Annotated in this window: 40 protein-coding genes; 25 read left to right on the top strand and 15 right to left on the bottom strand. The window is 62.3% G+C overall.

What is annotated here, in order from left to right; all coding sequences use genetic code 11:
• The first annotated feature begins 1 nt into the window (after window position 1).
• The 3 genes from NKJ75_RS06465 (at window position 2) to NKJ75_RS06455 (ending at window position 2,294) form a co-directional block, all read left to right on the top strand.
• Complete coding sequence (locus tag NKJ75_RS06465) at window positions 2-877, top strand: ParB/RepB/Spo0J family partition protein (protein ID WP_352499410.1); 876 nt, start codon at window positions 2-4, stop codon at window positions 875-877.
• The gene (locus NKJ75_RS06460; RefSeq protein WP_352499409.1) at window positions 874-1,431 is read left to right on the top strand and encodes an HNH endonuclease; all 558 of its coding nucleotides are present in this window, start codon (window positions 874-876) and stop codon (window positions 1,429-1,431) included. Before NKJ75_RS06465 ends, NKJ75_RS06460 begins: the two co-directional genes overlap by 4 nt.
• Before the next feature lie 134 nt (window positions 1,432-1,565).
• The gene (locus tag NKJ75_RS06455) at window positions 1,566-2,294 is read left to right on the top strand and encodes an antA/AntB antirepressor family protein (RefSeq protein ID WP_352499408.1); all 729 of its coding nucleotides are present in this window, start codon (window positions 1,566-1,568) and stop codon (window positions 2,292-2,294) included.
• A gap of 25 nt (window positions 2,295-2,319) precedes the next feature.
• Here the strand turns inward: NKJ75_RS06455 and NKJ75_RS06450 are convergent, their stop codons facing one another.
• From NKJ75_RS06450 to NKJ75_RS06380, 15 genes are all read right to left on the bottom strand, one after another.
• Window positions 2,320-2,592 carry a hypothetical protein gene (locus tag NKJ75_RS06450; RefSeq protein WP_352499407.1) on the bottom strand — a complete coding sequence of 91 codons (273 nt, stop codon included), beginning with the start codon at window positions 2,590-2,592 and terminating at the stop codon, window positions 2,320-2,322.
• Window positions 2,589-2,870, bottom strand: a complete 282-nt coding sequence (locus NKJ75_RS06445; protein ID WP_352499406.1) for a hypothetical protein — start codon at window positions 2,868-2,870, stop codon at window positions 2,589-2,591. Before NKJ75_RS06445 ends, NKJ75_RS06450 begins: the two co-directional genes overlap by 4 nt.
• Window positions 2,867-3,571: a hypothetical protein gene (locus NKJ75_RS06440; protein WP_352499405.1), complete on the bottom strand. Its 705-nt coding sequence runs from the start codon at window positions 3,569-3,571 to the stop codon at window positions 2,867-2,869. The genes NKJ75_RS06445 and NKJ75_RS06440 overlap by 4 nt, the downstream gene beginning before the upstream one ends.
• 168 nt (window positions 3,572-3,739) lie before the next feature.
• Window positions 3,740-3,982 (bottom strand): hypothetical protein, encoded by a 243-nt coding sequence (locus NKJ75_RS06435; RefSeq protein WP_352499404.1) that lies wholly within the window; start codon window positions 3,980-3,982, stop codon window positions 3,740-3,742.
• Window positions 3,982-5,103, bottom strand: coding sequence for an MT-A70 family methyltransferase (locus tag NKJ75_RS06430; protein ID WP_352499403.1), 1,122 nt, complete (start codon window positions 5,101-5,103; stop codon window positions 3,982-3,984). Before NKJ75_RS06430 ends, NKJ75_RS06435 begins: the two co-directional genes overlap by 1 nt.
• A 2-nt stretch (window positions 5,104-5,105) precedes the next feature.
• Window positions 5,106-5,447, bottom strand: a complete 342-nt coding sequence (locus tag NKJ75_RS06425; RefSeq protein WP_352499402.1) for a hypothetical protein — start codon at window positions 5,445-5,447, stop codon at window positions 5,106-5,108.
• Window positions 5,444-5,797 carry a hypothetical protein gene (locus NKJ75_RS06420; protein WP_352499401.1) on the bottom strand — a complete coding sequence of 118 codons (354 nt, stop codon included), beginning with the start codon at window positions 5,795-5,797 and terminating at the stop codon, window positions 5,444-5,446. The genes NKJ75_RS06425 and NKJ75_RS06420 overlap by 4 nt, the downstream gene beginning before the upstream one ends.
• Before the next feature lie 32 nt (window positions 5,798-5,829).
• A complete protein-coding gene (locus NKJ75_RS06415; protein ID WP_352499400.1) occupies window positions 5,830-6,138 on the bottom strand; it encodes a hypothetical protein in 309 nt (102 codons plus the stop codon).
• A complete protein-coding gene (locus NKJ75_RS06410) occupies window positions 6,138-6,563 on the bottom strand; it encodes a hypothetical protein (protein WP_352499399.1) in 426 nt (141 codons plus the stop codon). The genes NKJ75_RS06415 and NKJ75_RS06410 overlap by 1 nt, the downstream gene beginning before the upstream one ends.
• Window positions 6,553-7,245, bottom strand: coding sequence for a hypothetical protein (locus tag NKJ75_RS06405; protein WP_352499398.1), 693 nt, complete (start codon window positions 7,243-7,245; stop codon window positions 6,553-6,555). Before NKJ75_RS06405 ends, NKJ75_RS06410 begins: the two co-directional genes overlap by 11 nt.
• Before the next feature lie 4 nt (window positions 7,246-7,249).
• Window positions 7,250-8,104 carry a helix-turn-helix domain-containing protein gene (locus tag NKJ75_RS06400; RefSeq protein WP_352499397.1) on the bottom strand — a complete coding sequence of 285 codons (855 nt, stop codon included), beginning with the start codon at window positions 8,102-8,104 and terminating at the stop codon, window positions 7,250-7,252.
• Complete coding sequence (locus NKJ75_RS06395) at window positions 8,101-8,607, bottom strand: GIY-YIG nuclease family protein (protein ID WP_352499396.1); 507 nt, start codon at window positions 8,605-8,607, stop codon at window positions 8,101-8,103. The genes NKJ75_RS06400 and NKJ75_RS06395 overlap by 4 nt, the downstream gene beginning before the upstream one ends.
• A gap of 56 nt (window positions 8,608-8,663) precedes the next feature.
• Window positions 8,664-8,891 (bottom strand): hypothetical protein, encoded by a 228-nt coding sequence (locus tag NKJ75_RS06390; RefSeq protein WP_352499395.1) that lies wholly within the window; start codon window positions 8,889-8,891, stop codon window positions 8,664-8,666.
• Window positions 8,892-9,000: 109 nt separating this feature from the next.
• Entirely contained in the window at window positions 9,001-9,552 is a 552-nt protein-coding gene (locus tag NKJ75_RS06385; protein WP_352499394.1) for a hypothetical protein, read from the bottom strand.
• Window positions 9,521-9,784 (bottom strand): helix-turn-helix domain-containing protein, encoded by a 264-nt coding sequence (locus tag NKJ75_RS06380; protein ID WP_352499393.1) that lies wholly within the window; start codon window positions 9,782-9,784, stop codon window positions 9,521-9,523. Before NKJ75_RS06380 ends, NKJ75_RS06385 begins: the two co-directional genes overlap by 32 nt.
• A 93-nt stretch (window positions 9,785-9,877) precedes the next feature.
• On the opposite strand from NKJ75_RS06380, the gene NKJ75_RS06375 reads away from it, so the two are divergent.
• The 22 genes from NKJ75_RS06375 to NKJ75_RS06270 all read left to right on the top strand — a co-directional run bounded on the left by NKJ75_RS06375 (window position 9,878) and on the right by NKJ75_RS06270 (window position 20,317).
• A complete protein-coding gene (locus tag NKJ75_RS06375; RefSeq protein ID WP_352499392.1) occupies window positions 9,878-10,474 on the top strand; it encodes a helix-turn-helix domain-containing protein in 597 nt (198 codons plus the stop codon).
• 321 nt (window positions 10,475-10,795) lie between these two features.
• Window positions 10,796-11,875, top strand: a complete 1,080-nt coding sequence (locus NKJ75_RS06370; protein WP_352499391.1) for a hypothetical protein — start codon at window positions 10,796-10,798, stop codon at window positions 11,873-11,875.
• Window positions 11,872-12,096, top strand: a complete 225-nt coding sequence (locus NKJ75_RS06365; protein ID WP_352499390.1) for a primosomal protein N' family DNA-binding protein — start codon at window positions 11,872-11,874, stop codon at window positions 12,094-12,096. Before NKJ75_RS06370 ends, NKJ75_RS06365 begins: the two co-directional genes overlap by 4 nt.
• Entirely contained in the window at window positions 12,093-13,112 is a 1,020-nt protein-coding gene (locus tag NKJ75_RS06360; protein ID WP_352499389.1) for a recombinase family protein, read from the top strand. Before NKJ75_RS06365 ends, NKJ75_RS06360 begins: the two co-directional genes overlap by 4 nt.
• A gap of 1 nt (window position 13,113) precedes the next feature.
• On the top strand, window positions 13,114-13,527 hold the full coding sequence (locus tag NKJ75_RS06355; RefSeq protein ID WP_352499388.1) for a hypothetical protein: 414 nt from the start codon (window positions 13,114-13,116) through the stop codon (window positions 13,525-13,527).
• A complete protein-coding gene (locus tag NKJ75_RS06350) occupies window positions 13,524-13,967 on the top strand; it encodes a hypothetical protein (protein ID WP_352499387.1) in 444 nt (147 codons plus the stop codon). Before NKJ75_RS06355 ends, NKJ75_RS06350 begins: the two co-directional genes overlap by 4 nt.
• Complete coding sequence (locus NKJ75_RS06345; RefSeq protein ID WP_352499386.1) at window positions 13,964-14,221, top strand: hypothetical protein; 258 nt, start codon at window positions 13,964-13,966, stop codon at window positions 14,219-14,221. Before NKJ75_RS06350 ends, NKJ75_RS06345 begins: the two co-directional genes overlap by 4 nt.
• Complete coding sequence (locus NKJ75_RS06340) at window positions 14,218-14,520, top strand: amidohydrolase family protein (protein WP_352499385.1); 303 nt, start codon at window positions 14,218-14,220, stop codon at window positions 14,518-14,520. The genes NKJ75_RS06345 and NKJ75_RS06340 overlap by 4 nt, the downstream gene beginning before the upstream one ends.
• Complete coding sequence (locus NKJ75_RS06335) at window positions 14,517-14,870, top strand: hypothetical protein (protein ID WP_352499384.1); 354 nt, start codon at window positions 14,517-14,519, stop codon at window positions 14,868-14,870. Before NKJ75_RS06340 ends, NKJ75_RS06335 begins: the two co-directional genes overlap by 4 nt.
• 1 nt (window position 14,871) lies before the next feature.
• Window positions 14,872-15,210 (top strand): hypothetical protein, encoded by a 339-nt coding sequence (locus NKJ75_RS06330; protein WP_352499383.1) that lies wholly within the window; start codon window positions 14,872-14,874, stop codon window positions 15,208-15,210.
• A 1-nt stretch (window position 15,211) separates the two neighbouring features.
• Entirely contained in the window at window positions 15,212-15,529 is a 318-nt protein-coding gene (locus NKJ75_RS06325; RefSeq protein WP_352499382.1) for a hypothetical protein, read from the top strand.
• Window position 15,530: 1 nt separating this feature from the next.
• Entirely contained in the window at window positions 15,531-16,010 is a 480-nt protein-coding gene (locus NKJ75_RS06320) for an endonuclease domain-containing protein (RefSeq protein WP_352499381.1), read from the top strand.
• Window positions 16,003-16,908 (top strand): DUF5131 family protein, encoded by a 906-nt coding sequence (locus NKJ75_RS06315; RefSeq protein ID WP_352499380.1) that lies wholly within the window; start codon window positions 16,003-16,005, stop codon window positions 16,906-16,908. Before NKJ75_RS06320 ends, NKJ75_RS06315 begins: the two co-directional genes overlap by 8 nt.
• On the top strand, window positions 16,905-17,177 hold the full coding sequence (locus tag NKJ75_RS06310; RefSeq protein WP_352499379.1) for a hypothetical protein: 273 nt from the start codon (window positions 16,905-16,907) through the stop codon (window positions 17,175-17,177). The genes NKJ75_RS06315 and NKJ75_RS06310 overlap by 4 nt, the downstream gene beginning before the upstream one ends.
• Window positions 17,174-17,377: a hypothetical protein gene (locus tag NKJ75_RS06305; protein WP_352499378.1), complete on the top strand. Its 204-nt coding sequence runs from the start codon at window positions 17,174-17,176 to the stop codon at window positions 17,375-17,377. The genes NKJ75_RS06310 and NKJ75_RS06305 overlap by 4 nt, the downstream gene beginning before the upstream one ends.
• On the top strand, window positions 17,370-17,609 hold the full coding sequence (locus NKJ75_RS06300; protein WP_352499377.1) for a hypothetical protein: 240 nt from the start codon (window positions 17,370-17,372) through the stop codon (window positions 17,607-17,609). Before NKJ75_RS06305 ends, NKJ75_RS06300 begins: the two co-directional genes overlap by 8 nt.
• Entirely contained in the window at window positions 17,609-18,007 is a 399-nt protein-coding gene (locus tag NKJ75_RS06295) for a hypothetical protein (RefSeq protein ID WP_352499376.1), read from the top strand. The genes NKJ75_RS06300 and NKJ75_RS06295 overlap by 1 nt, the downstream gene beginning before the upstream one ends.
• Window positions 18,004-18,528 (top strand): ASCH domain-containing protein, encoded by a 525-nt coding sequence (locus NKJ75_RS06290; RefSeq protein ID WP_352499375.1) that lies wholly within the window; start codon window positions 18,004-18,006, stop codon window positions 18,526-18,528. Before NKJ75_RS06295 ends, NKJ75_RS06290 begins: the two co-directional genes overlap by 4 nt.
• Entirely contained in the window at window positions 18,525-18,737 is a 213-nt protein-coding gene (locus NKJ75_RS06285; RefSeq protein WP_352499374.1) for a helix-turn-helix domain-containing protein, read from the top strand. Before NKJ75_RS06290 ends, NKJ75_RS06285 begins: the two co-directional genes overlap by 4 nt.
• Before the next feature lie 175 nt (window positions 18,738-18,912).
• Window positions 18,913-19,731 (top strand): hypothetical protein, encoded by an 819-nt coding sequence (locus NKJ75_RS06280; RefSeq protein ID WP_352499373.1) that lies wholly within the window; start codon window positions 18,913-18,915, stop codon window positions 19,729-19,731.
• Window positions 19,728-20,060, top strand: coding sequence for a hypothetical protein (locus NKJ75_RS06275; RefSeq protein ID WP_352499372.1), 333 nt, complete (start codon window positions 19,728-19,730; stop codon window positions 20,058-20,060). Before NKJ75_RS06280 ends, NKJ75_RS06275 begins: the two co-directional genes overlap by 4 nt.
• On the top strand, window positions 20,057-20,317 hold the full coding sequence (locus NKJ75_RS06270; protein WP_352499371.1) for a DUF4326 domain-containing protein: 261 nt from the start codon (window positions 20,057-20,059) through the stop codon (window positions 20,315-20,317). The genes NKJ75_RS06275 and NKJ75_RS06270 overlap by 4 nt, the downstream gene beginning before the upstream one ends.
• Window positions 20,318-20,363 lie beyond the last annotated feature (46 nt).

Genomic DNA, 20,363 nt, shown 5'->3' with positions numbered 1-20,363 from the left:
CATGAAAAAGCGCATCCCCCTCACCCAGGTCATCCCGAATCCGGCCCAGCCTCGCAAGTTGTTCGAAGTCAAAGCGCTGCGCGAGCTGGCCGATTCCATCCGCGAGCGCGGCCTGATGCAGGCCATCACGGTCCGGCCGGCCGGCGGGCATTTCGTCATCGTCGGCGGCGAACGCCGCTGGCGCGCCCATTGCCTGCTTGCGGAGGATGGTGTGCTCGGCAAGGAACCGACCATCCTCTGCGAGGTCGAGGAGATGAGCGATCACGAGATGGCGCTAAAAGCCATCATCGAGAACCTGCAGCGGGCCGACCTGCGCGCCGTCGAGGAGGCGCGCGCGTTCAAGGCGATGCTCGACATGGGCTGGACCGTGGAGAAGCTGGCGAAGGATCTTGGCGTTCAACCGCGGCGGATTGCCGACCGCACGGCGCTGCTCAATCTGGACGAGACCATCCAGAGCTTGGTCGACGCAGGTCAATTTCCTCTCGGGCACGCGACGTACCTTACCGACCTCTCGAAGGCCGATCAGATGGCGATCGTCCAACTCTACGCCAAGGGAAAGCTTCCTTCATGGTCATCAGTCCAGGCAGCAGCCCAGGCGGCGCGCGATCGGCGTGATCAAAACGGCATGTTCGATCGTGAGAACAGACCGGAGCCATCAAAGGGCGATATGGAGGCGATCAACCGCATGGAAAGAACGGTCGAACGAATCGTCGCCGCAATCTCCTCCGGGTGGCGCGATGGGGAATGCGTGGCCATCAAGACGGTCGACCCAAACCGGGCCGAGAAATGCGCCGAAACGCTGGCAGCCGCGTCTCGCAGCATCCGAAACATGGAGGCGGAGCTCCGGCGGGTTCATGCGAGAGCGCAACTGATATGAGCAAGCCGAAGATCGCTGCAGAACGCGTCAGAGCATTGCTCGACTACGACAGCGAGACCGGCGTGCTAACTTGGCGTTCCAGGCCGCCGTCTGCCTTCGAAGATGGCAAGCACAGTGCGGCGCGCAAAGCGGCGGCTTGGAACGTCCGGTTGGCTGGCAAGCGAGCCGGGACATTGAGCGTGACAGACGGCTATCGCCACGTGTCGATCGACAACTGTGACTACCGAGAGCACCGTATCATCTGGCTATGGTGGCACGGCGAATGGCCTGCAGATCAGCTCGATCACGACAACCATAGCCATGACGATAACCGCATTTGCAATCTAATCGAATCGACAGATCCCGAAAACCGTAGGAACCTGCCGCTCAGGAGGGACAACAAAAGCGGCCAAGCCGGCGTTTATTGGAACCGACAGAAGCAACAATGGTTCGCCGCGATCAACACATCTGAAAAGAGGATATTCCTCGGCGCCTTCGAGCGCCTGGCCGACGCGATCTCAACGCGAAAGTTGGCCGAGGCAGAACACGGTTATCACAAGAATCACGGCGTTTAGACCCTCAGCCTTTTCTCCGTGGGGCTGAGGAGGGGGTAGCGGCTTGGTCTCCGCTACCCCCGTTTTTTATGTGCAACCAAATTGGTTACATCATATACTTTCCTGGTTACCAACGAGTCGACCGGAGCGCGACTATGTCAGACCAATTTCCCGCCATCAGCACAGGATCCATCGGGGCCGCTGCCGTCCAGACGGTCAACGCGCGCGATCTCCACGCCTTCCTCAAATCGGGCAAGGATTTCTCGAACTGGATCAAGGACCGCATCGACCAGTACGGATTCGCCGAAAATGTGGACTTCGTGGTTTTCGCCTGGATGGGCGACAACCCGAAAGGCGGCCGCCCGGCCAAGGAATACGCCCTCTCCATCGACATGGCGAAAGAGCTATCGATGGTCGAGCGCAACGAGCAAGGCAAGCGCGCCAGGCAATATTTCATCGAATGCGAGCGGCGCGCCAAAGACCCAATGTCAGCGCTCAACGATCCGGCCGCGATGCGCGGCCTGCTCCTCACATACACCGAGAAGGTGATTGCCCTCGAAAGCCGCGTCGCTGAGTTGATCCCGTCGCATGATGCGCTCCAGCGCATTGCCGCAGCGGACGGCTCGCTCTGCATCACCGACGCGGCGAAAGCCCTGCAGATGCAGCCGAAAGAGTTCTTCGCCAGGCTGCTGCGCAACGGCTGGATATTCAAGCGGCGCGGCTCCTCGAACTATCTCGGCTACGAATCGAAGGTGAGTGCTGGCTACATCGAGCACAAGGTGACCGCGGTGCCGCGCGGTGACGGCTCCGAGAAGATCGTCGAGCAGGTGCGCATCACGCCGAAGGGCCTGACGAAGATCGCCTCATTGATCAGTCGGCATTGAGGATTTAGAAGCCCGCCAACGAGCGTCAGTCGCAGGCCTTCCCCTCACACGTCCGATGGTCGCCCCGCTCGTCCTTGCCAGCCTCTGCCGGCACAGCATCCGATTTCGCGACTTCTCTCGCCACCAGCGCGGCGCAGCGCGAGCACCGCTCCGAGTGACCAGGATCGTTGAGCCAGCCAGCCGGCGCGTCCTGGGCGCCGCAAAGCGAGCGAGCGAGACCCACGTCGACGCGGCGGAAATAGTGGGCCTTGGCGCCGCGCGGTGCCTTGGATGCCCATCCTTCACGAAACCCGGTCATGTCGCCCTGCGCTCCACCGGGATCATCCGGCCCTTGCGAAAAATGTGCTCTGCCGCGTCGCGGGTGCTGGTGATGATCTCGCCATCGCGACGCAGCCTGCCGTTGATATAGCGCAGCAGATGGTCGGTGACAGCCTTTTGTGCCTCGAGCTCACTCGCGAAGACCATTGGTTTGCCGCCTGCCGCCATCACAGGCTCGGCCTTGCCGTCCTCGGCAAAGCGCAGCATGGCGTGGTGACCGCCGACGACCGGCGTCGTGAAGCCTGCGAAATGGTTCAAAGCATGCTCTCCTGGCGAACGGAATCGGGGTGAGGCGGCACGACCTTGCGGTCAGCGAAGATCGGCGGATCTGCCTCAGAGAAGGTGCGGGCCCGGAGATGCTTGCAGACCGCCGCTTCGATCTCGCGGCCGGTGAGCAGCCGACCGAGTTCCAGCGACAGGTCGAAACCGCCGGTGCGCTTGGTGTGCGCAACCCTATGCTCGGCCGCGACGGCGCGGATTTCTTCCGACCAGAGCAGCATGATCATTCGATGATACCAGGGAACGCTCCTCCAGCCTGGCGGCCGCCAAGCCCGTCCGCTGGTCAGGACCGGCTCGGGATAGTCCCATACGGCGGTGGGTCCGCGCTCGCGGCCCACCATCGCTTCCTCGAGCAGTGTCCGAACCTTGCTTTTGCGGCCGCCGCCGTGCTCGATCCAGCCGCGATCCCGACTCCACTTCTCATGAGCGGCGACGATGATGCCGTGGCTGGCCGGTCCGAAATCCCGGAGCTGGCCGGCAAGTCGATCGAGCTTGTCGCGCTCGCTCTTGATTTCGCAAATCCAGATGCGGTCAGGCTGCACCGCGACGACATCGGCGCGGCTGCCGCCATGCTCGACGTTCATCTCGTGGACGATCCTGGCATCGGGCCACAGTTCGCGGAATCGCTTGACGACAGCGTCGCGGATCTCGACCTCGGCAGTAGAGCGACTGTGTTTCATACCTGCCTCTCGTAATCTTCGGCGATGGCGCGAAGCACGAGCACCTCTTGCCGCGCGCCGCGATTTCATGGTCAGGTCGCTTGCTGCGGCCATCTGAGAACTTGTCCAGCCATGCGATTTTCGCCAGCACCATGGCGCGCACCATGTCGAGCTTTGCCCGGTTGTCGATCATCGACCAACCTCGCGCAGGATCCGGCGCACGTCCGCCAGCTTCATGTTGATGGCGTTTTCGATGCAGCCAGGTGTGCCGGAGACGGGCGTTTCGCGGCGCTTGCCGTCGATCTCGATGACCAGCTTGCGATGGCCGCGGCTGCGGCCGCGCTCGAGCCGACATTTGCCGCCGGCGCCGCGCACGATCTCACCGACCTCGATGAGCAGCTGCCGGAAATATCGCCCTGACATGGCCGCCATCAGAGCAGTTCGCCGGTGTCGGGATCATGCGGCGGCAGATCGGCCTCCAAACCCCAGGCCTCCCAACCAGGTCGAGCCGGACCGCGCCGATTGAGCTCGATCTTGGGCGTGTTCGGCCAAAGCTTGTCGATCCAGTCGAGGAACAGTTCCGGCTTGGCCGAGTGTGCGCCGCTCGGTGCCGTGATCGCCTCGCCTTCGAACCATGACGGCAGTTTCGGGTCATACATGTCCGGCGCCACCGGATGCCCGCGCGTGGCGACAAGCAGGAGCTCGTGTTTGCCGCGGTTCCAATAGCCGGTGATGATGCGCTCTTTGAGCCAGGCGAAGGACGTCACATAGCGCGCATCGGTCTTGACCGGGCGCAGCAGGCCGATCTCGGCGTCGCGCTCGAGCACGGCAAAGCCCCATGCATCGAGGACGCAGATGGCTTCGATCAGCATCGGCGCCGTGGCCCAAAGGAACAGGATGCAATCGTCGGCCGCGATCGAGGCGACGTCGCGCGCCATGATCGTATCGAGGCTCGATGTCGGGTAGTGATTGTCGGCGGCCCGGTCCATGCCGGTGCTGCGGCTGTAGGGTTCGAAGCGCCATTCGGGATCGGCCAGGATCAGCCCGAATTTCGCGGTCGGCAGCGCCCGCTGCCCAGCGGCGAGCTCCGCCTCGCGCTGATCGCGCGACAAACGCTTTTCGCCGGCCCTGAGCAGGTTGACGGTGACGCGCTCGTTTTCGACCTCGACGCGCCCGCGCCAGTCGTCGATCATGGACTCGAACTCTTGCTCAGGGACCGCCGCCATCTTCTGCGCCCGCGACGACAGTTTGCGGTCGATGCCGACATCGGCAAGGGTTGGCGGCTCGGGAAGCTGTTCGCGCTCGGCACTGGTTTTCGGGCGGCCGCCGGGATTGAGGCCGATCGTCGTTTTCTGCCCGGCGATCAACTCGCCCAGGCGCCGCTCGGCGCGCACGCGGATTTCGGCCGCGTCGACCTCGAGCTTCTTGTTCTTCGCCTGCCTGGCATAGGCGCGCATCGCCTCGGCCTTGTCGCGCCAGTCCTTGACCTCGTCGACAGACTTGGCTTCCGCCAGGGCAATGCATGCGGCGTCGTAGCGAACGAGTGCGTTCATGGTCAGGATCCCGACGGCGGAACAAAGAGGCAGATCGTCTCGCCGACCAGCGATCCGGCCTTCGAGCACCAGTGAAAACGACCGTCGGGGCTCTGCTTGACCCGCTTGTCGGTATAGCCCACCACCTCACCGGTGATGACGATCTGGTAGCCGCCAGCCTTCTCCGCGATCCAGTCGGCCGGGACGTCGCGGCAATCGTAGTCGGCGCAGCACGAGAACGGATATTTCCAGCCCATCGGCATCTTGGGCGTGGGCGTCGCATCGTGGGCCTCCGCGACAGCGGCGGCCACAAGCGCCCACAACATGGCCGCGAGGAAACCGAGAGCGACGCTGGTCCTGATCATTCCCGCACCAGGGCGTCAAGCGCTGCGCTGCACGAAGCCGAAAGCCTGCGATCTGCAGCTATGTCCTTGTCGGCCTTGGCCCTGGCTTCAGCGATGCGCTCGGCAATGGCCGCCATCTCCGCGTCATGGCGCAGCTTTTCAGCCTTGCGATCGGCGTCAAGCATGGCGACCTCGGCCTTCATCTGCTTGCGGGTGTCGGCGATGCGCTGATCATACTTGGCCACGCCCAGCCGATGCGCCTTGGCGAGCCGCTCCAATTCTGTCTCCGGGTCCATTGGATGGAAGGGAACGACCTTGAGATCGGTCTCGATGGCGGTTTCAAGGTCTGCGGAGAGTGCTGCTGCGTTCATAGGAAAGTTTCCCTGTGTTGCCTGGTTGAAATTCATTCGTATTGGTCCGCCACCAGGACGCCGACGATCTCGTCGATCCAGTCCTCTCGCCACCAGGACGTCTTGCGATATGTGCCGAGATTACCGAGCGCCGACGCCACGCCTTTGCCGTAACCGCAGCACCTGGCGACGCCCATCTTGCGAGCCTCGGGGAACGCTTCGATCAGCGCCGCGAAGGCGATATGCCGGCCGCGCGTCTCGCGCTGCGACACTTGGCCGAGAGCGGTGAGGACCGGGTTCGTTTCGCAGAACCGGCATGCGGTTACGATCGCGAGCGCGATCTGATCAGCGGTTGGGAACATCAAAAGACCCCTTCGGCAAAGCGGTCGGCTTCTCGGTTGGCCTGGCCTTTGAGGCTGGCGGTCAACTCGGGATGCGACCATGTCGACGCTCGCAGCGTCAGCACCTCGGCCGCGATCGCGATGTCGAGGACTTCCAGGCTGGCGCGATGCCAGTGCTGGCCAAGGTGCATGCTGAGCAGGAAACGTTCGGTGGCCAGCACGATGGTGCGCGCCACCGGGAGCCCTGGTGTCCAGACGACACGGACGAAATGAAGCGGTTGCCAGGTGCCGGGCTGCAATAGCGACAGATGCGCCTCAATGTTCTCGGCGGTCGCCAGGCGGAACACGCCAGGATCGGCCGCAAAGCCGACGGCGCAGATCGCGGCATAGCCGGCGTTCTTGCGCCTGCGCACCAGGTCGCGGGGCATGTCGATGTCAATCGGCATTGGCCTCGGCCTCCTCGCGCTTGCGGCGGGCCTCGGCGCGCTTGCGTTCCTTGTTGCGCTTCTCGATCTCGCGCACGGTCAGGCGGCGGAAACTGCGGCTGGTGCGGACCAGGCCGAACTCACGTTCGATCCCAGCCAGGATCTGGCCGAGCACGCGGCCCTTGATGTCGTGCATGGCGCGGCGGTCGAAGCCGAGCCGGTGCTTGTCGTAGATCCTGCCGCATTGCTCGATCGACAGCCCGGCAGCGCGGGCGACGGCGGTGCGTTTCATGCGCAGAACGTCCTTGCCGTTGTGGCCGCCGATGACGAAGCGCAGGAGGTCGAGAATGTCGACCATGCGGTCGGAAGCGTCCTCGTGCACCACGACGCGGACTTCGGTGGCGTCGTATTGCGGCATGCCGTCGAGCAGCCGCGACAGCTCGCGCTGGTGGCGCTCGCCTTCGGTCTCACGCGCCGAGGGCATGGCCGAGCCGACGCGCGACACCATGCGCCGCTCGAGATCGGGCATCTGCCTTGCGGTGTGAACCGAATCTGACACCAGCAGCCACAACAGGTCGCGCGGTGTCGGCAGCCCTTTTGGGGTCTTCAGGTAGAACAGATACTCGGCATGGCGAAAATGCTCCACCAGGCGGTCGACCCGCTTTTCCAGATTGGCCGGCGTGTCCAGAAAAAGACTGCCCATTCGCTTATCCCCGAGCCGCCGAAGCAGGTGCCATTTTCGTTACGGATGGTGCCAAATTGGTTACATTGCTGGCAAGCGAATAGTCGGGCGGCCAGCGCGTTTTTCCGAGGATAACTTTGGCTTCCTCGCACTTAGCCGCCTTTGCCTCGCCGTGCTTCGAGCGAACATATTCGAGCCACGGTCGCCACTCAGGCCGTTCTATGTGGATGCGGTAGTAGCCGGTCGGGTCTACGTCCGGGGCGCCGTAGATGACCTCGAACATCTGTGATGACAGATAGACCGAAAGGCGCGGCACGCGCTCCCGCTGAAAAACGCAGCGGCGAAGAAAAACGAGTGCGCAGTCTGACGCCCGCTGACGTTTTTCCTCAGACAGGACTGCGAACTCACGCTCGGCAACATCGCGCTTGCCGAGGTGCTCCATTGGCCATGCCGAGATTAACTTGTCGAACAATCGATTATCTGTCCCCCCCGCCAGGGGGGTTAGGGGGACTAAGGTTCTTTCTTCCGGTTCCTTTGGGGTGTCGGCAATGACACTCCCGAGGGTGTCATCCAGCGACCCTTCCAAGGGTGTCACCGTGACACTCTCCCTCGCTACGATGATCTTGTAGGAATTGCTCGTCTGGCGACCGCTCGGGGTGAACACTGATTCACTGGTTATCCACCGGTCATCCTCAAGCGCTTTCAGTTTCCGAATGATGGTGGAGCGAGACAGAGACGTCTCCCGGCCAAGCTGCTCGAAGCCTGGATTGCACTGACCGGACTTTTCGTTGAAGCAGTTTGCCAGGGAAATCAGGATCAGCTTCATTGCTGGGTCTGGAACATGCTGATCGAGAACCCAGGCGATCTTCTGGATGCTCATTGCGATGCAGCCTCTGCCGCGAAGTGCCGCTCGATCATGTGCTCACGGCGCGCCATCCATGGAAGGATAGGTTCGATTTTAGAACACAGGCCCCAGCCGTCCTCATAAGGAACAAAGGACCAGACGCGGCTGAAATCTTCCGGCGAGACATCTGTGAGGTCGTGTCCCAGCTCCAGGTGGTATAGGCAATCACGCACCGTGCGGTCGGCCATCTGGACAGGAACGTCAAACCACTCCCCGTCAAGGCGATATGCATCGAGGCGACGGTGAGCCAGTTGCTCCACCGCACGTGCGAACGTCGTGGGGTTGATGCTCCAGATGTGCGCCTTGACGAAGGAACCCCTGTTGATAGCCTCCACCCGATCGAACACATGCCGCGAGATGCCGATCTTCACCGGCCCATGATCGGACAGCAGGGTGTAGACGCACGACCGCTCACGATATGCAGCGATATCGTAGCCAGACGAACGCAACCATGATTGTAAAGACTCGTCGATCTTCATGTCGCTCTCTCGAACAGAGGAGCGGCAATCCTACACAGTACAAATGGTATTGCCGTTTAGTGCTTTTCGTCTGACCCCGATCCCATCGAGGCGATGGTCGCCTGCAGGATTTTCGTAGTTCTTTCAATGCCGACAGTATCGTCGAGATACGCCGCCGCCGCGACCAGGTGAACCGTGGCCTCATGCTGCGCCGCCTTTGATCCGCTCGTCCGCGCCTTCATGCAAAATCCAGCAAGGACCGCACGCACCTCGCAATCTTGCAGTGATCCGTAGTCATGCTTCATGCCTTGGCCTCCCCGACCTGGGGGCCTCATGACGAGACGCCCCAGCCATCAGCATAATGTAAAAAACGTACAGAACAAAAATCACGTTATTGGCCCAGCCGACGAAACATTACCTTTGCTCACCGACTTTGCTCAGGATGGTTATCGGGTCGTTTGCTGGCGTGAGTTGCACGCCGGCCTTGCTACACCAAAGGTTGTAGCGGCCGAGAAGATCGAAGATGGCGTCTCCGCGCCAGTTCTTCGCCTCGCCGTACCAGGCCTCCCGCACGCGCCAGAAGCCGCGCGGGTAGCCGAGATTGTCACAAGCCGCGTTGATCTGCGCCTTGATGCCCATGCCGGGCACGATTGGACCGGCGGCTTCTTTGACCGCCCTTTCAAGTTCAGCTGCGATGTTTCGCATCGATTCCTCACGAACAACAGGAGAAGGAACGACGACCCGTCGGGAAATTCGGATGCCTTGTCGGACACCCCCAACGGTTTCCGCGTCATGGTCGCCAACGGTGCAAGGAGGCTTCGAATGACGCGTATTGATGATATCTGGGAACCGCTTGGCCTCGCGGCTTTGGGAATTGTCGAACGTGCGGACGCCTCTCGGACCGACCGCGGAAACTTGTTGATCGTGCCGCAGCTCAGACTGGAGCTTGGCGCTTCGCAACGACATCAGCAGCCTCCTTGCCCAGCCAATCGTTGGCAGTCACTTCGCCGTCAGTCATGACCACGATGCGGTCGAGATACGGTTGCTTCGGCATCCGGCCGGCTTCGTACCTGGCGATCGAGGGACGCGTGGTGTCGATGCGTCGACCGACCTCGGCCGACTGCAGGTTGCGCTCCACGCGCCACTTCTTCAACCGGGCGCCAGGCGCCAATTCGGAGGACTGCTCAACTTCTTCCATAAATCGCAAATCGCACCATTTTGGTTACACGTCAAGGGTTGTAACCAGTTTGGCGCAGTTTCGCTGTGGGGTATTTTGCGCTACCGCCGACTCATGAATAACGGAATCAGGCTTTTCCGCGAGAGAGCCAACCTCACCAAAGCGGAGCTTTCGCGCCGCATTGGCACCACGAGGCAACAGCTCGGCAGGCTTGAGGACAGCCAGCGAAAGCTCACCTTGGAATGGGCCCAGAAGATCGCGCCGCACGTCAACGCGACGGCGCAGGATCTGATGTTTCCCGAGATGAGCCGGATCGACACGAAGCGGTTCCACAACGTCTTCGAGATCGTGAGTGGCAAGGAAGCTCCGGCGGACTCGCCGGGTCTGGCGCTGGAGAGCGATTTTCTGGCGAGACTTCTGCCCGGCGCCAGGCGCCACAACCTGCGCTTCATGATGGTCGAGCCGTCGCAATCAAACGCGATGGTCAACAAGGGTGATGCGCTGGTGATCGACATCGACGACAACAAGCCTTCCACGCCAGGCCTTTACGCGCTCGAGATCGCCGGCGTCATTCAATGGCGCTACCTGTCGCCGACGACCACTGGCGCCGTGCAGGTTCGCAGCGACGACCCGAGCATTGCCAATGAAACGGTGCAGCCTAAGGATTTGACCGTGATCGGGCGTGCCCGCTTGAGAATATCCACACTTTGAGTTGCTTTTTTTTGGTACGCTTGTAACCAAATCGGCAACACCCCTTGCAATGTGCTCCAAATTGGTTACGATCCTGTCACGCAGAAGGATCACCGATTGATGGCCCAGCACCCCCTGGTAGTATTTTTCCATCATCAGTCGCGCTCCAGTGTCGAGTATCTGCGCGTTCCCGGCCGGGCTGGTTGCAACCCCCCACCCCTCGCCCCGCACCGACTCGGCCGGGTCCTCCCAACATAGGCAGAAGATGGCACCAGCGACCGCTTTGTTGTGGCTGCGTTGGTGCCAAAATGGTTTCACGTGAGACAGGAAGGAAGCGCTCAAATGACGGACCAGTATGGCTGGTGGAGACAGGCTTTGAAGCTGGCCGGTGGTGGCGGGCGCGAGCTGACGCGCGACCAACTGGCGCTGCTCAGCCTCTCCGAGGACAACCCGGAGTCAGGATTTTTCAGGAACCGTCCGTTCAAGGACGCGCCGCTGGTTCCTGTCGCCATCTGGCGCGACGGCCAGCGCATCATCTGCCTGCAAGGCGGCAAGGAAGCCGACGCGCAGCAGGTCTGGAGCTACGCCTGCCGCAACCCCATCAGCGAAGCGCTGTATCATTCGGTGTTGGCCGGCGGCGCCTGGCCGGACGAACCGCCGGCTGTGGCCAAGGAACACAACCTGCCGGCCAAGACCGGCGATCTGCACAAGGATCTCGCGGTCGAACTCGCGGCCGAGAAGGAAATGGCGGAAGCCTTCCTGAAAAAGCCCATCACCACGCAGGAGCAGGCCGACCAGGCCGCGATCTGGTCGAAGCGGCTGGCCGCGATCAACAAGAAGGCAACCGAGCAATTCACGGTCGAGAAGCGGCCGTGGCTCGATGGCGGCACCGCGGTCGACGACAAATGGCGTGAGGTTCGCACCGATTCCGAAGCGCTGGGCAAGAAGCTGAAAAAGCATCTCGACGCATGGCTGGCCGAACAGGCGCGGCTCGAGCGTGTGCGGCAGCAGGAGGCACGCGACAAGGCCGATCGCATCAGGCGTGAGGCAGAGGCGGCGGCGCAGCGCGCGGCAGACCTCGCCAATGAGGCGGCGGCAAACGCCGTCGAAGGCGGCGGCGGTGTCGCATCGCTGTTCAGCGAGGAGGTCGAGAAGGAAGCCGACCGGCTCGCCCAGCAGGCGGCCGACGCCGATCGCGAGGCGCAGGCGCGCCCTGTCTTCGCCGGCAGGACCGGCGCCAAGGTCACCCAGCACACCTATTGGATCGCGACCATCACGGATTATGACGCGCTGCTCCAGGCCGTGAAGAACGATCCGGAGGTGCGTCAGGCGGTCGAAAACGTCGCCGCCCGCATCGCTCGCAACAAGGACGCCACCGTGCCAGCCGGCATGGAACGCGTCGAAGACAAGAGGGCAGCATGACCGAGGGCAAATTCGTGGCCGTAAAATTCGGCAACAGCGACAGGACTTACGATTACGTCGCGACAGGCTTCGACGTGGCGGTCGGCCAGAAGGTGATCATCCCGATGCGCGGCCGCGAAGTGTCGGTCGAGGTCGTGGAGATCAAGACCGAGTCCGAACTCGCGAGCGTTTCCATCTTGCGCATCGCCCAGCCCGAGACCGCACCGGAGACAGCGCCATGAACGACCGTCCCAACCTGCCGGCGCTGGTCGCCGGCGCATCCGTAAGCGCCATCATCCCGAGCAACATCGAGGAGACATGGAGGCTTGCGACGATGATCTGCGAGGCCGAACTGGCGCCGGTGGCGCTGGTCGGCAAGCAGCCCCTCGAGAACGCCACAGACGAGGACTGGAAGCGCTGGGGCAAGAAGGCCACCAGCGCCGTTGCCACCGTCATGATGTCCGGCGCCGAGCTCGGCTTGCCGCCGATGGTGGCGCTGCGCTCGTTCACCGTGATTGGCGGGCGGCCGGCGCTGTACGGCGACGGACTGATCAACGTCGTGCGCCGCTCCGGCAAATGCGCCTATGTGCGCACCGGCTACGATGCGGCCAAGAAAGCCGGCTGGTGCGAGGCAAAGCGCGCCGACACAGGCGAGGAGAAGCGGGTCGAGTTCAACGAGACCGAAGCCAGGACGGCTGGCCTGTGGGACGATCGCCAGACGCGTCGCGGCATGATCTGGAAGAACGGCAAGAAGGAGTGGGGCGAAGTCCCCAACGACTCCACCTGGCACCGCTATCCGACGCGCATGCAGGCCTGGCGCGCCGCCGGCTATTGCCTGCGTGAATTGTTCGCCGACGTGCTCGGCGGCATCCGCGACGAGTTCGAGGCGAGGGAGATCGCCGGTGGCGAGGTCATCGAGCACAGCGAGGAGGCGCCGGCTGCCAGGCTGACGCCGCCATCGCCACCTTCACCGCCAAGCGCGGATGCGGCCGCCGAGGTCGAGACGATAACCGACAACGGGTTCCGCGACGGCGACGTGGTCGAGGAGGAGAACGGCCAGGAAGGCGAACCGTTCGACTTCGGCAAGTTCTTCGAGGATCTGCAGATCGCGCTTGCCGGCTGCGGGAGCGCAGCCGAGATCGAGGAAATCTGGACCGAGTTCGACGTGGAAGCCCGGTTCCAGGATGACGCGGACAGCCGCCAGTTGGCGGACCAGATTAAGAACAGGCGGCTGTCCGCCGTCACGCAGCGGGTCTGATATGGCCGGCCGCATCGCAACCCTGCCAGACCATGGCGCGCCGGTTTCCGGCCCGCCTGCCAAATGGCGGCCGCGCGCGCTCACCATCATGGAAAAGCTCGAGATCGTGGTGCGCCAAGGCGGCAAGGAACCGGGTGGCGACCGGCTCAATCCGCTCGACGGCGTCCAGTTTGACCACGACCCTGCCCTGCAGCGGCGGCGCTGGAACGAGGAGGCGAAGGACACGATCCCGCCGGCCTGCGCGCTCGACTTCATCGTCGCGCTCAACAAGCCAGCGCACGGCACCAAGACGGCAAAGGTCGACGTGCCCGAGATTGCCAAGCTCAAACGCCTGGAAGGCCGCACCGGCCAGAAAAAGTTCAAGCGCAAGATACCTTCACGACCATTCAGAACCGGAAAGCTCGCCTTCAAATGACGGCCATCACACGCAACGACAGACCCGAATACAACTCATGGATCAGCATGATTGATCGCTGCTACAATGCGAAGTGTAAGGACTTTCCGATCTATGGCGGTGCCGGCATTTCGGTCTGCGCGCGCTGGAAAAACTCTTTCACCAATTTCCTAGCGGATCTAGGCAAAAGACCGTCGGCGGGCCATTCGATCGACCGCCATCCGAACAAGGTCGGCAACTACGAGCCACAAAATGTGCGCTGGGCGACAGCCCAAGAACAGGCGCGTAATCGCACGAATAACATCTTTTTGCAGATCGATGGCGAGCGACTGCTGCTGGTCGAAGCCGCTGAAAAGTATCGCATGCCGGCAAAGGTAATCCGCGACCGGATTAAGGATGGATGGGAACCTAAGCGGGCTGTGTCGACGGCTATAAGCCCGCGTGCACGGAGGTCGCGATGACACGATCGAGCTACTCCGAACTCGCCCTGACGTCCGGCTTTGTCTTCATCGCCGACAGATGCCGGCCTGGTGCGATGAGCCTCACCAACGATGCAGAGCGCGTCGTGCGGGAATGCCTCGGCATCTATGGCGAGCGCCGCATCGTCTATCGCGACAGCAATGGCGATTGGGCCGAGATGCTGCACACCGGCATCCAGTTTCGCGGCTTCGCGCCATTCGCGGGCGAGATACCAGGGGAGGACCGGGCAGCATGACCGACAAATGGCGCAGGAAATCGACCTCGACTGAGGTGGATTTGAGCGATTTCAGCCGCGACCAGCTGCTCCAAGCGCTGATCGATGACGATTCGATTTCAGAGAGCGAGGCTCTTGCGATCATGGCGAGGCGCGCAGGCAAGGAAAAGGTAAAGCCCGTCCTCGAGCGCTCGAGCGGAAGTGACTTCGAGGAACTATCGGAGGTGCGGGACGAGTTGGCGCGCGGCCGGCGCGACGAGGCGCTGATCCACCTGGAGCGGTTCCTGGGTCGCGGCTATGCAGGGAGCCTTCTGTCATGAGCGACAGCTTTTTCACTGGCCGAAATCAAGTCGACCCACAGATCGAAACTGCGACGGTGCAGTTCTGCAGCGACCTCATCGATGCGGCAACGCGGCGCATCGCCAAGCTCGAAGGCCCGCTCGGCGCAGCTGTGCGCGTCCAGCGCATCTCTGACATCTGTTCCGGCGCCCACGTGCTGCCGATCGAGCATTGGTCGAAGCTGGATGCGCCAAAGCCGTCGGAGCCGGCATCGGCTGCGCCTGCCAAGTCCGGCTTCGTGAAGCGCATCGGGAAGCACATCAGCGATGGGACCGTCATCGCGTTTTGGGTCGGCTTTTCATGCGGCTGCATCACCAGAGGAGGATCCTGAGATGGACACGGAACCGCACGTCGTTGAAATCACCGATCGCGGCCATGCCGCCCAGGTCAATCGCTGGATCGGCCAGATCGAAGCGCTGACCGCGCTCGAAGACAAGGCGAAAGAGTTCGAGAGGCTTCCAGGCTTCGGGCTGGCGCTCGCCATTTTGCAGAAAGAAGTGGCGGAAAGCCGCTCGAAGGCGGTGGCAGAGAACCTTCGCGCCATCGCACGTGCCGGCATCGACGTCGTCGCCGTGCGCAATGTCGGCCTCGAGACGGGCAAGAACGGCCTGTTGAGGCTCACGGCAACGATGATGGACCTGGCCGACCTCGCCGAGATGGGAGGATCCTGAAATGGACGACAACGCACTCACCACGCCGATGGACGCCAGCGAATTGCTGAAATGCGCCCAATGCAGCAAGGGCATGCTCCACGGCCACAACCCGGTGTTCTACGAGGTGACGGTGCGCCAGTGCGTCGCAGACCTTCGCAACATAGGACGCATGCATGGCATGGAGATGATGACGGGCAGCGTCGGACTGGCGCGCGTGCTATCGCCCGACAACACGGTGGCGCAGCGCATCGGCCAGCCGGCGCGCGTCCTGATCTGCATGGATTGCGCCATGCAGCCTGGCCTGCCGGCCGCTCAATTGCTCGAGCAAGGATCCTGAGATGGGCGAGGTCACCGCGATTTCCTGGTGCGATGAGGCTCAGTCGACAGGTCGCAAGCTCGGTGCGCACAAATCGGCAGCGAAGAAGGCTGGCTGTTCCCTTGATGAATGGTATGCGCGACGGGCGCGTGGCCAACGACGATGCTACCGCTGCGAGGCTTGGAAGCCGAAAGACGTGTTCAGCCTCGATAGCACCCGCCAAGGCGGGCACGCGCCCATCTGCAAGCCTTGCAACAGTGCTCGCTCGACCCGCTCACGCTACGGGCTTTCGGAGGAGGATTTCTCTTCACTCCAAGCCGCAGGAGCCTGCCCTATCTGCGAACGCAGCGGAGTGCCCATGGAGGTCGACCACAACCATAGAACGGGTGCCGTCAGAGCGATCCTTTGCAGCCGCTGCAACAGTGCGCTCGGCATGTTCTGCGAGGACGCCGAGTTGATGCGCCGAGCGATTGCCTATCTGGAGGAGCACGACCATGGGTGAAACCACAGCCATAAGCTGGTGCGACCATACTTTTAACGGATGGATCGGTTGCATGAAGGTCTCGCCGGCGTGCGATGGCTGCTACGCAGAGGCGCTAATGGACAAGCGCTATGGTCGCGTCGAATGGGGCGCGCCTGGGCATGGGCCGGGAACGCGTGTCAGGACGTCGGAAGCCAACTGGAAACAGCCGCTCAAATGGAACCGTAAGGCGCAGGAGTCCGGAACGAGGCCATTCGTCTTTTGCTCGAGCCTCGCGGACGTCTTCGACAACCATGTGGATCCGGGATGGCGCGCTGACCTTTTCGACCTCATTCGCGCGACACCGAACCTAGTATGGCTGCTGCTGACGAAACGTCCGCAGAACATCGTTGAGATGTCGACGACAGGCAATCCGCGATGGCTCGGAGAGGCGTGGCCGCGCAACGCGGCGATTGGCACGACGGTCGAGGATCAGAAGCGCGTCGATATCAACGTGCCAGCGCTGTTAAATGCAAAGGGCGAGCTCAATCCGGCGTTCGCCTTCCTCTCGTGCGAGCCGCTGCTGGGACCGCTTCAAATCGCAGAGTATCTGCCCAACAAGCTTTGGAACGATTTACCGTCGTGGACGTCACCGGAGATTGATTGGGTCATCACGGGCGGGGAGACGGACCAGGGCAGCCATAAGGCGCGCCCGACCAACCCGCAGTGGTTCCGCAGCCTTCGCGATCAGTGTACCACCGCTGGCGTCGCCTATCATCACAAGCAGAACGGCGAATGGGTTTCGGTTTCCGAAGTGGCTGGCCCAGGAACGCACTTCAAATTCGATGACGGACGCACGGTGCGTCGGATCGGAAAAGGCCGATCCGGTAGGACCATCGACGGCGCTGAGCACGACGCTCGCCCGCAGGTGGCGGTATGACCCCGATCCAGCGCGATCATGCCCGCCATGCCCTCGGTCTCGACGGCCGGCGCAAGCAATCCTATCGCAACTACTTCGTCACAGGCGAACGCAGCGCCGATCATCCAGCCTGGCTGGCCATGGTAGAGGCCGGCTGGGCGACGCGGCGGGCCGGCTCAATACTCACCGGCGGCGATGATTTCTTCCGCCTCACGAGGTCCGGTGCCGATCTGGCGCTGGATCCTGGCGAAACTCTCAATCCAGACACGTTTCCGGCCGTGCCGGCATGAGGAAAAGCGCGACCAACGCCGCTTGCCTCGGCGCTACAACCAAGTCGATCCGCGTCTGCATGGAGCACATGGAGGAATGCCGGGCCTGCGGGACCGCTGTGCGCATCGACCTGCTCGACCATCCCGTATTCGGCTTCAAGGCCGGCTGCGCCTCGCTCGTCCTCGCCCATCATGAAACGGAGACCAAGACCGATGGCTGACCAAGTATCGCATCCGCCGCGCCTTTCCGACCTCCAGGCGAGCATCGCCCGGGCGCAGTTGGATGCCAAGATGACCATCCTCGAGCAGATGAACGAGCGCCTGACGCTCCAGCTCCAGTCGATCTTCGACGGCATTGCCCGCGGCGGTCAGGTCGAACTGGTCTATCCCGACGGTGAGGTGGTGCTGATCACCAAGGCGCGGCCGCGCAAAACTGGCGAAGGCGGCGAGTGATGGAAAGCGCAGTTGGACATGTCCAAACAGAAATCGATCCGCGCGACGTGGCGTTGATGAAGCTGCACGACATGCTGGCTGCGCGCGGGGCGCCGAAGGCCGGCAGTTTCACCAGCCTCGACGAGAACCAGAAGCGGGAATATTTCCGCGTCGCCAAACAGCGCAGCCGGATGAACGAACGCGCCGCCATCGCGATCCCGGCCACCTCGGGCAACATTCGCCAGGCTCTCGCCGACGCGGCGCTGATGATCCTCGCCACCGGAGCGCCTGGTGCTGATCAGGTGCGCAAGGTGCTTGAGACGATCTTCGCGCAGCGGCCGGGCGTGCCCATGTCGATCGAGACCAGGGCCAAGCGCGGGAAGATGCGACCGAAACTGATCGCCAGGAGCGAGCCATGAAGGATCTGCCTAACCTAGCCCTGTCCGTTCGCCAGCCGTGGGCCTACACCCTGGCGCATCAGTGGAAGCCGGTGGAAAACCGCTCCTGGCGAGCCGGCAATCCTGGCCTCAAATTCCGCGGCGATTTCGCCATCCACGCCTCGGGCGGCATGACGCGAGAGGAGTACGAGGATTGCGCGGATCTCTGCCAGTCGCTCGGCTTCACCTGCCCGCCTGCGGCAGAGCTCGATCGCGGCGGCATCGTCGGCGTTGGCACGCTGGTCGACATCGTCACCGAGTTCGACAGTCCCTGGTTCTTCGGCCCGAAGGGCCTGATCATTGCCGACGCACGGCCAGTCGAGTTCATCCAGGTCGGCGGCCAGCTCGGGTTTTTCGATTGGAAGCGCCTTCTGCCATTCGCGAAGAACGGCAAGCCTATCCTTCCCGCGAAATGGATGCTCCCGCAGGCGCCCAAGCCCGCCACGGCGAGCAAGGCGAAAGTTCCACCTCCAACCACCGACGAGCAAGGAACGCTGCTGTGAGCGGCATTCAAGACTTGAAACGCGACCAACTGCTTGCCGAGATAGGCGAGGAGATCGTCACGGCCGAAATGCTGGCTGCCCGCGTCGGCATCTGCACGAGGACAGTCTATCGCTACGTGAGCCAGCTCCGAGCGGCCGGTCACAAGATCCTGTCGGGACCAGGCTTCGGCTATTTGAGACTCGAGCGCAGACCGGAGGTCTCCCCATGAAGCTTCCCGCCACGGATAGAGCGCCGGACCTGTTGGCCGAACTAAAGGCAGTCGTCGCTTCCTACAAGCACAACAATCCGATGCGAACCGCCGATATGCACAATCCATCGTGCAGGTGTTTGCGATGCGCAATCGACCGTGCCGAAGCCGCTCTTTCCCTCGCAGGAGATAAACCATGACAAGCGACACACCAGCCGGCTACCTGTTCGAGCTTTGCTACAGTCATGCGAATGACAGGTGGAGCGGGACGATGTTTTCCGAACATCTCCCATACCCGGAATCGGACATTCGAAACGTTCGCCCTCTCTATCTCTCCCCAACCCCTCCCAAGGTAGGAAGTGGAGAACTGGATGCGGCGGCGAAAATTACAAAAATCATAGCACGCACCATGGCCGTAGCTGTCGGCAAGAACCCTGATATCGAGGGCGACACATACATGGTTTGGGCAAGGCTAGCTATGGAAAGCGCCTCGCCCTACCTCGCCCTCGCCGCTCCAGTCGATCACCCTGAAGTGGTGAAGACGCTCTCTTGGGAGAAATACCCCGCCGAGGGCTCAATGACGGAAGGCCAAAATCGGAGGCGAAACTACGTCGCTCGCGCATTGACGCCGTGGGGTTCGGCCATCTTCTTGATGGAGAATGACGGCGTGTATTCGTTCGCGGGGTGGGATGCTCTTGTCGGGTCGTATGTCGACGCTGACGATGCCAAAGCTTTCGCGCAAACCCACTTCAATGCCGCAATCCGTTCCGCCCTCCAACCCTCAGATAGCCCTGCCCTTGAGGCGGGGGTGGCGGAAGCCGCGCTTCAACTGGTCAATGCGTTTTCGATTTACACCCTCGACGACGACGAAGGCATTCGCCTTTCGACTGGCGGCCACACCATCGCGCACTACGGCGAACACTCCCGCGAAGGTATAGCGCTTCTGAAGCTGGAAGCACATTGCCGAGAACTCCGCGCCGCTCTCTCCATCCCTGCAAAGGAGTCCGGAAAATGAAGGAAGCTGCTGCACCTAGCAAAGCCGAAGGCGCAATTCGTGGTCTAGAGCGCATCAAAGCAGACTTCCAGATGCGCGGCGCGAACGCGACCACCATCGAGCGCGCAATCAGCACCATCCGCCAAGCCGCAGACCACATTGAAACCCTAGAGGCCCGCGTTGCAACGCTTAGTGCGGCTCTGGAGCCGTTTGCGAAGCTGTCGGCGATGCCAGAAATGCGCGTTCTCAAGAGCGAGACAGACATCAATCTGGAGGGCGAAGGTGGCCGCGTCAGGCCAAAGTTCGATCTCAACAAGGCTCTCCGCGCCGCCAAGGAGGCTAAGCGGTGAACAAGGTTTTCAACCGTCGCAAAGTCTACCCGTCCGAAGCCGTCTACATCGGGCGCGGGTCGCCGTGGGGCAATCCGTTTGTTATTGGCGTTCACGGGGACCGCGACGAGGTCATCCGTCGCTACGAATGCGATGTCCTGCCGAACCTTAACCTTGAGCCATTGAAGGGCAAAGACCTCGTCTGTTACTGCGCCCCGCTGAAATGCCACGGTGACAGCATCCTTGCCATCCTCGCCGCTCGTGAGGCATCCCGATGAGCATTCGCGGGGAGAGCGCCGCCCATTTCTTCAAGCGCGCGTTCCA

The organism is Mesorhizobium sp. M0058 (genome assembly GCF_040323095.1).
Taxonomy (GTDB): domain Bacteria; phylum Pseudomonadota; class Alphaproteobacteria; order Rhizobiales; family Rhizobiaceae; genus Mesorhizobium.
Note: the sequence above shows the minus strand (reverse complement) of the source record. Positions and strands in the feature narration are given on the sequence as shown.

What these genes read in the sequence shown, in the direction of transcription:
- NKJ75_RS06465 (WP_352499410.1), top strand. Translation starts at nt 2, where the DNA reads ATGAAAAAGCGCATCCCCCTCACCCAGGTCATCCCGAATCCGGCCCAG.
- NKJ75_RS06460 (WP_352499409.1), top strand. Translation starts at nt 874, where the DNA reads ATGAGCAAGCCGAAGATCGCTGCAGAACGCGTCAGAGCATTGCTCGAC.
- NKJ75_RS06455 (WP_352499408.1), top strand. Translation starts at nt 1,566, where the DNA reads ATGTCAGACCAATTTCCCGCCATCAGCACAGGATCCATCGGGGCCGCT.
- NKJ75_RS06450 (WP_352499407.1), bottom strand. Translation starts at nt 2,592, where the DNA reads ATGACCGGGTTTCGTGAAGGATGGGCATCCAAGGCACCGCGCGGCGCC.
- NKJ75_RS06440 (WP_352499405.1), bottom strand. Translation starts at nt 3,571, where the DNA reads ATGAAACACAGTCGCTCTACTGCCGAGGTCGAGATCCGCGACGCTGTC.
- NKJ75_RS06435 (WP_352499404.1), bottom strand. Translation starts at nt 3,982, where the DNA reads ATGGCGGCCATGTCAGGGCGATATTTCCGGCAGCTGCTCATCGAGGTC.
- NKJ75_RS06430 (WP_352499403.1), bottom strand. Translation starts at nt 5,103, where the DNA reads ATGAACGCACTCGTTCGCTACGACGCCGCATGCATTGCCCTGGCGGAA.
- NKJ75_RS06425 (WP_352499402.1), bottom strand. Translation starts at nt 5,447, where the DNA reads ATGATCAGGACCAGCGTCGCTCTCGGTTTCCTCGCGGCCATGTTGTGG.
- NKJ75_RS06420 (WP_352499401.1), bottom strand. Translation starts at nt 5,797, where the DNA reads ATGAACGCAGCAGCACTCTCCGCAGACCTTGAAACCGCCATCGAGACC.
- NKJ75_RS06415 (WP_352499400.1), bottom strand. Translation starts at nt 6,138, where the DNA reads ATGTTCCCAACCGCTGATCAGATCGCGCTCGCGATCGTAACCGCATGC.
- NKJ75_RS06410 (WP_352499399.1), bottom strand. Translation starts at nt 6,563, where the DNA reads ATGCCGATTGACATCGACATGCCCCGCGACCTGGTGCGCAGGCGCAAG.
- NKJ75_RS06405 (WP_352499398.1), bottom strand. Translation starts at nt 7,245, where the DNA reads ATGGGCAGTCTTTTTCTGGACACGCCGGCCAATCTGGAAAAGCGGGTC.
- NKJ75_RS06400 (WP_352499397.1), bottom strand. Translation starts at nt 8,104, where the DNA reads ATGAGCATCCAGAAGATCGCCTGGGTTCTCGATCAGCATGTTCCAGAC.
- NKJ75_RS06395 (WP_352499396.1), bottom strand. Translation starts at nt 8,607, where the DNA reads ATGAAGATCGACGAGTCTTTACAATCATGGTTGCGTTCGTCTGGCTAC.
- NKJ75_RS06390 (WP_352499395.1), bottom strand. Translation starts at nt 8,891, where the DNA reads ATGAAGCATGACTACGGATCACTGCAAGATTGCGAGGTGCGTGCGGTC.
- NKJ75_RS06385 (WP_352499394.1), bottom strand. Translation starts at nt 9,552, where the DNA reads ATGTCGTTGCGAAGCGCCAAGCTCCAGTCTGAGCTGCGGCACGATCAA.
- NKJ75_RS06380 (WP_352499393.1), bottom strand. Translation starts at nt 9,784, where the DNA reads ATGGAAGAAGTTGAGCAGTCCTCCGAATTGGCGCCTGGCGCCCGGTTG.
- NKJ75_RS06375 (WP_352499392.1), top strand. Translation starts at nt 9,878, where the DNA reads ATGAATAACGGAATCAGGCTTTTCCGCGAGAGAGCCAACCTCACCAAA.
- NKJ75_RS06370 (WP_352499391.1), top strand. Translation starts at nt 10,796, where the DNA reads ATGACGGACCAGTATGGCTGGTGGAGACAGGCTTTGAAGCTGGCCGGT.
- NKJ75_RS06365 (WP_352499390.1), top strand. Translation starts at nt 11,872, where the DNA reads ATGACCGAGGGCAAATTCGTGGCCGTAAAATTCGGCAACAGCGACAGG.
- NKJ75_RS06360 (WP_352499389.1), top strand. Translation starts at nt 12,093, where the DNA reads ATGAACGACCGTCCCAACCTGCCGGCGCTGGTCGCCGGCGCATCCGTA.
- NKJ75_RS06355 (WP_352499388.1), top strand. Translation starts at nt 13,114, where the DNA reads ATGGCCGGCCGCATCGCAACCCTGCCAGACCATGGCGCGCCGGTTTCC.
- NKJ75_RS06350 (WP_352499387.1), top strand. Translation starts at nt 13,524, where the DNA reads ATGACGGCCATCACACGCAACGACAGACCCGAATACAACTCATGGATC.
- NKJ75_RS06345 (WP_352499386.1), top strand. Translation starts at nt 13,964, where the DNA reads ATGACACGATCGAGCTACTCCGAACTCGCCCTGACGTCCGGCTTTGTC.
- NKJ75_RS06340 (WP_352499385.1), top strand. Translation starts at nt 14,218, where the DNA reads ATGACCGACAAATGGCGCAGGAAATCGACCTCGACTGAGGTGGATTTG.
- NKJ75_RS06335 (WP_352499384.1), top strand. Translation starts at nt 14,517, where the DNA reads ATGAGCGACAGCTTTTTCACTGGCCGAAATCAAGTCGACCCACAGATC.
- NKJ75_RS06330 (WP_352499383.1), top strand. Translation starts at nt 14,872, where the DNA reads ATGGACACGGAACCGCACGTCGTTGAAATCACCGATCGCGGCCATGCC.
- NKJ75_RS06325 (WP_352499382.1), top strand. Translation starts at nt 15,212, where the DNA reads ATGGACGACAACGCACTCACCACGCCGATGGACGCCAGCGAATTGCTG.
- NKJ75_RS06320 (WP_352499381.1), top strand. Translation starts at nt 15,531, where the DNA reads ATGGGCGAGGTCACCGCGATTTCCTGGTGCGATGAGGCTCAGTCGACA.
- NKJ75_RS06315 (WP_352499380.1), top strand. Translation starts at nt 16,003, where the DNA reads ATGGGTGAAACCACAGCCATAAGCTGGTGCGACCATACTTTTAACGGA.
- NKJ75_RS06310 (WP_352499379.1), top strand. Translation starts at nt 16,905, where the DNA reads ATGACCCCGATCCAGCGCGATCATGCCCGCCATGCCCTCGGTCTCGAC.
- NKJ75_RS06305 (WP_352499378.1), top strand. Translation starts at nt 17,174, where the DNA reads ATGAGGAAAAGCGCGACCAACGCCGCTTGCCTCGGCGCTACAACCAAG.
- NKJ75_RS06300 (WP_352499377.1), top strand. Translation starts at nt 17,370, where the DNA reads ATGGCTGACCAAGTATCGCATCCGCCGCGCCTTTCCGACCTCCAGGCG.
- NKJ75_RS06295 (WP_352499376.1), top strand. Translation starts at nt 17,609, where the DNA reads ATGGAAAGCGCAGTTGGACATGTCCAAACAGAAATCGATCCGCGCGAC.
- NKJ75_RS06290 (WP_352499375.1), top strand. Translation starts at nt 18,004, where the DNA reads ATGAAGGATCTGCCTAACCTAGCCCTGTCCGTTCGCCAGCCGTGGGCC.
- NKJ75_RS06280 (WP_352499373.1), top strand. Translation starts at nt 18,913, where the DNA reads ATGACAAGCGACACACCAGCCGGCTACCTGTTCGAGCTTTGCTACAGT.
- NKJ75_RS06275 (WP_352499372.1), top strand. Translation starts at nt 19,728, where the DNA reads ATGAAGGAAGCTGCTGCACCTAGCAAAGCCGAAGGCGCAATTCGTGGT.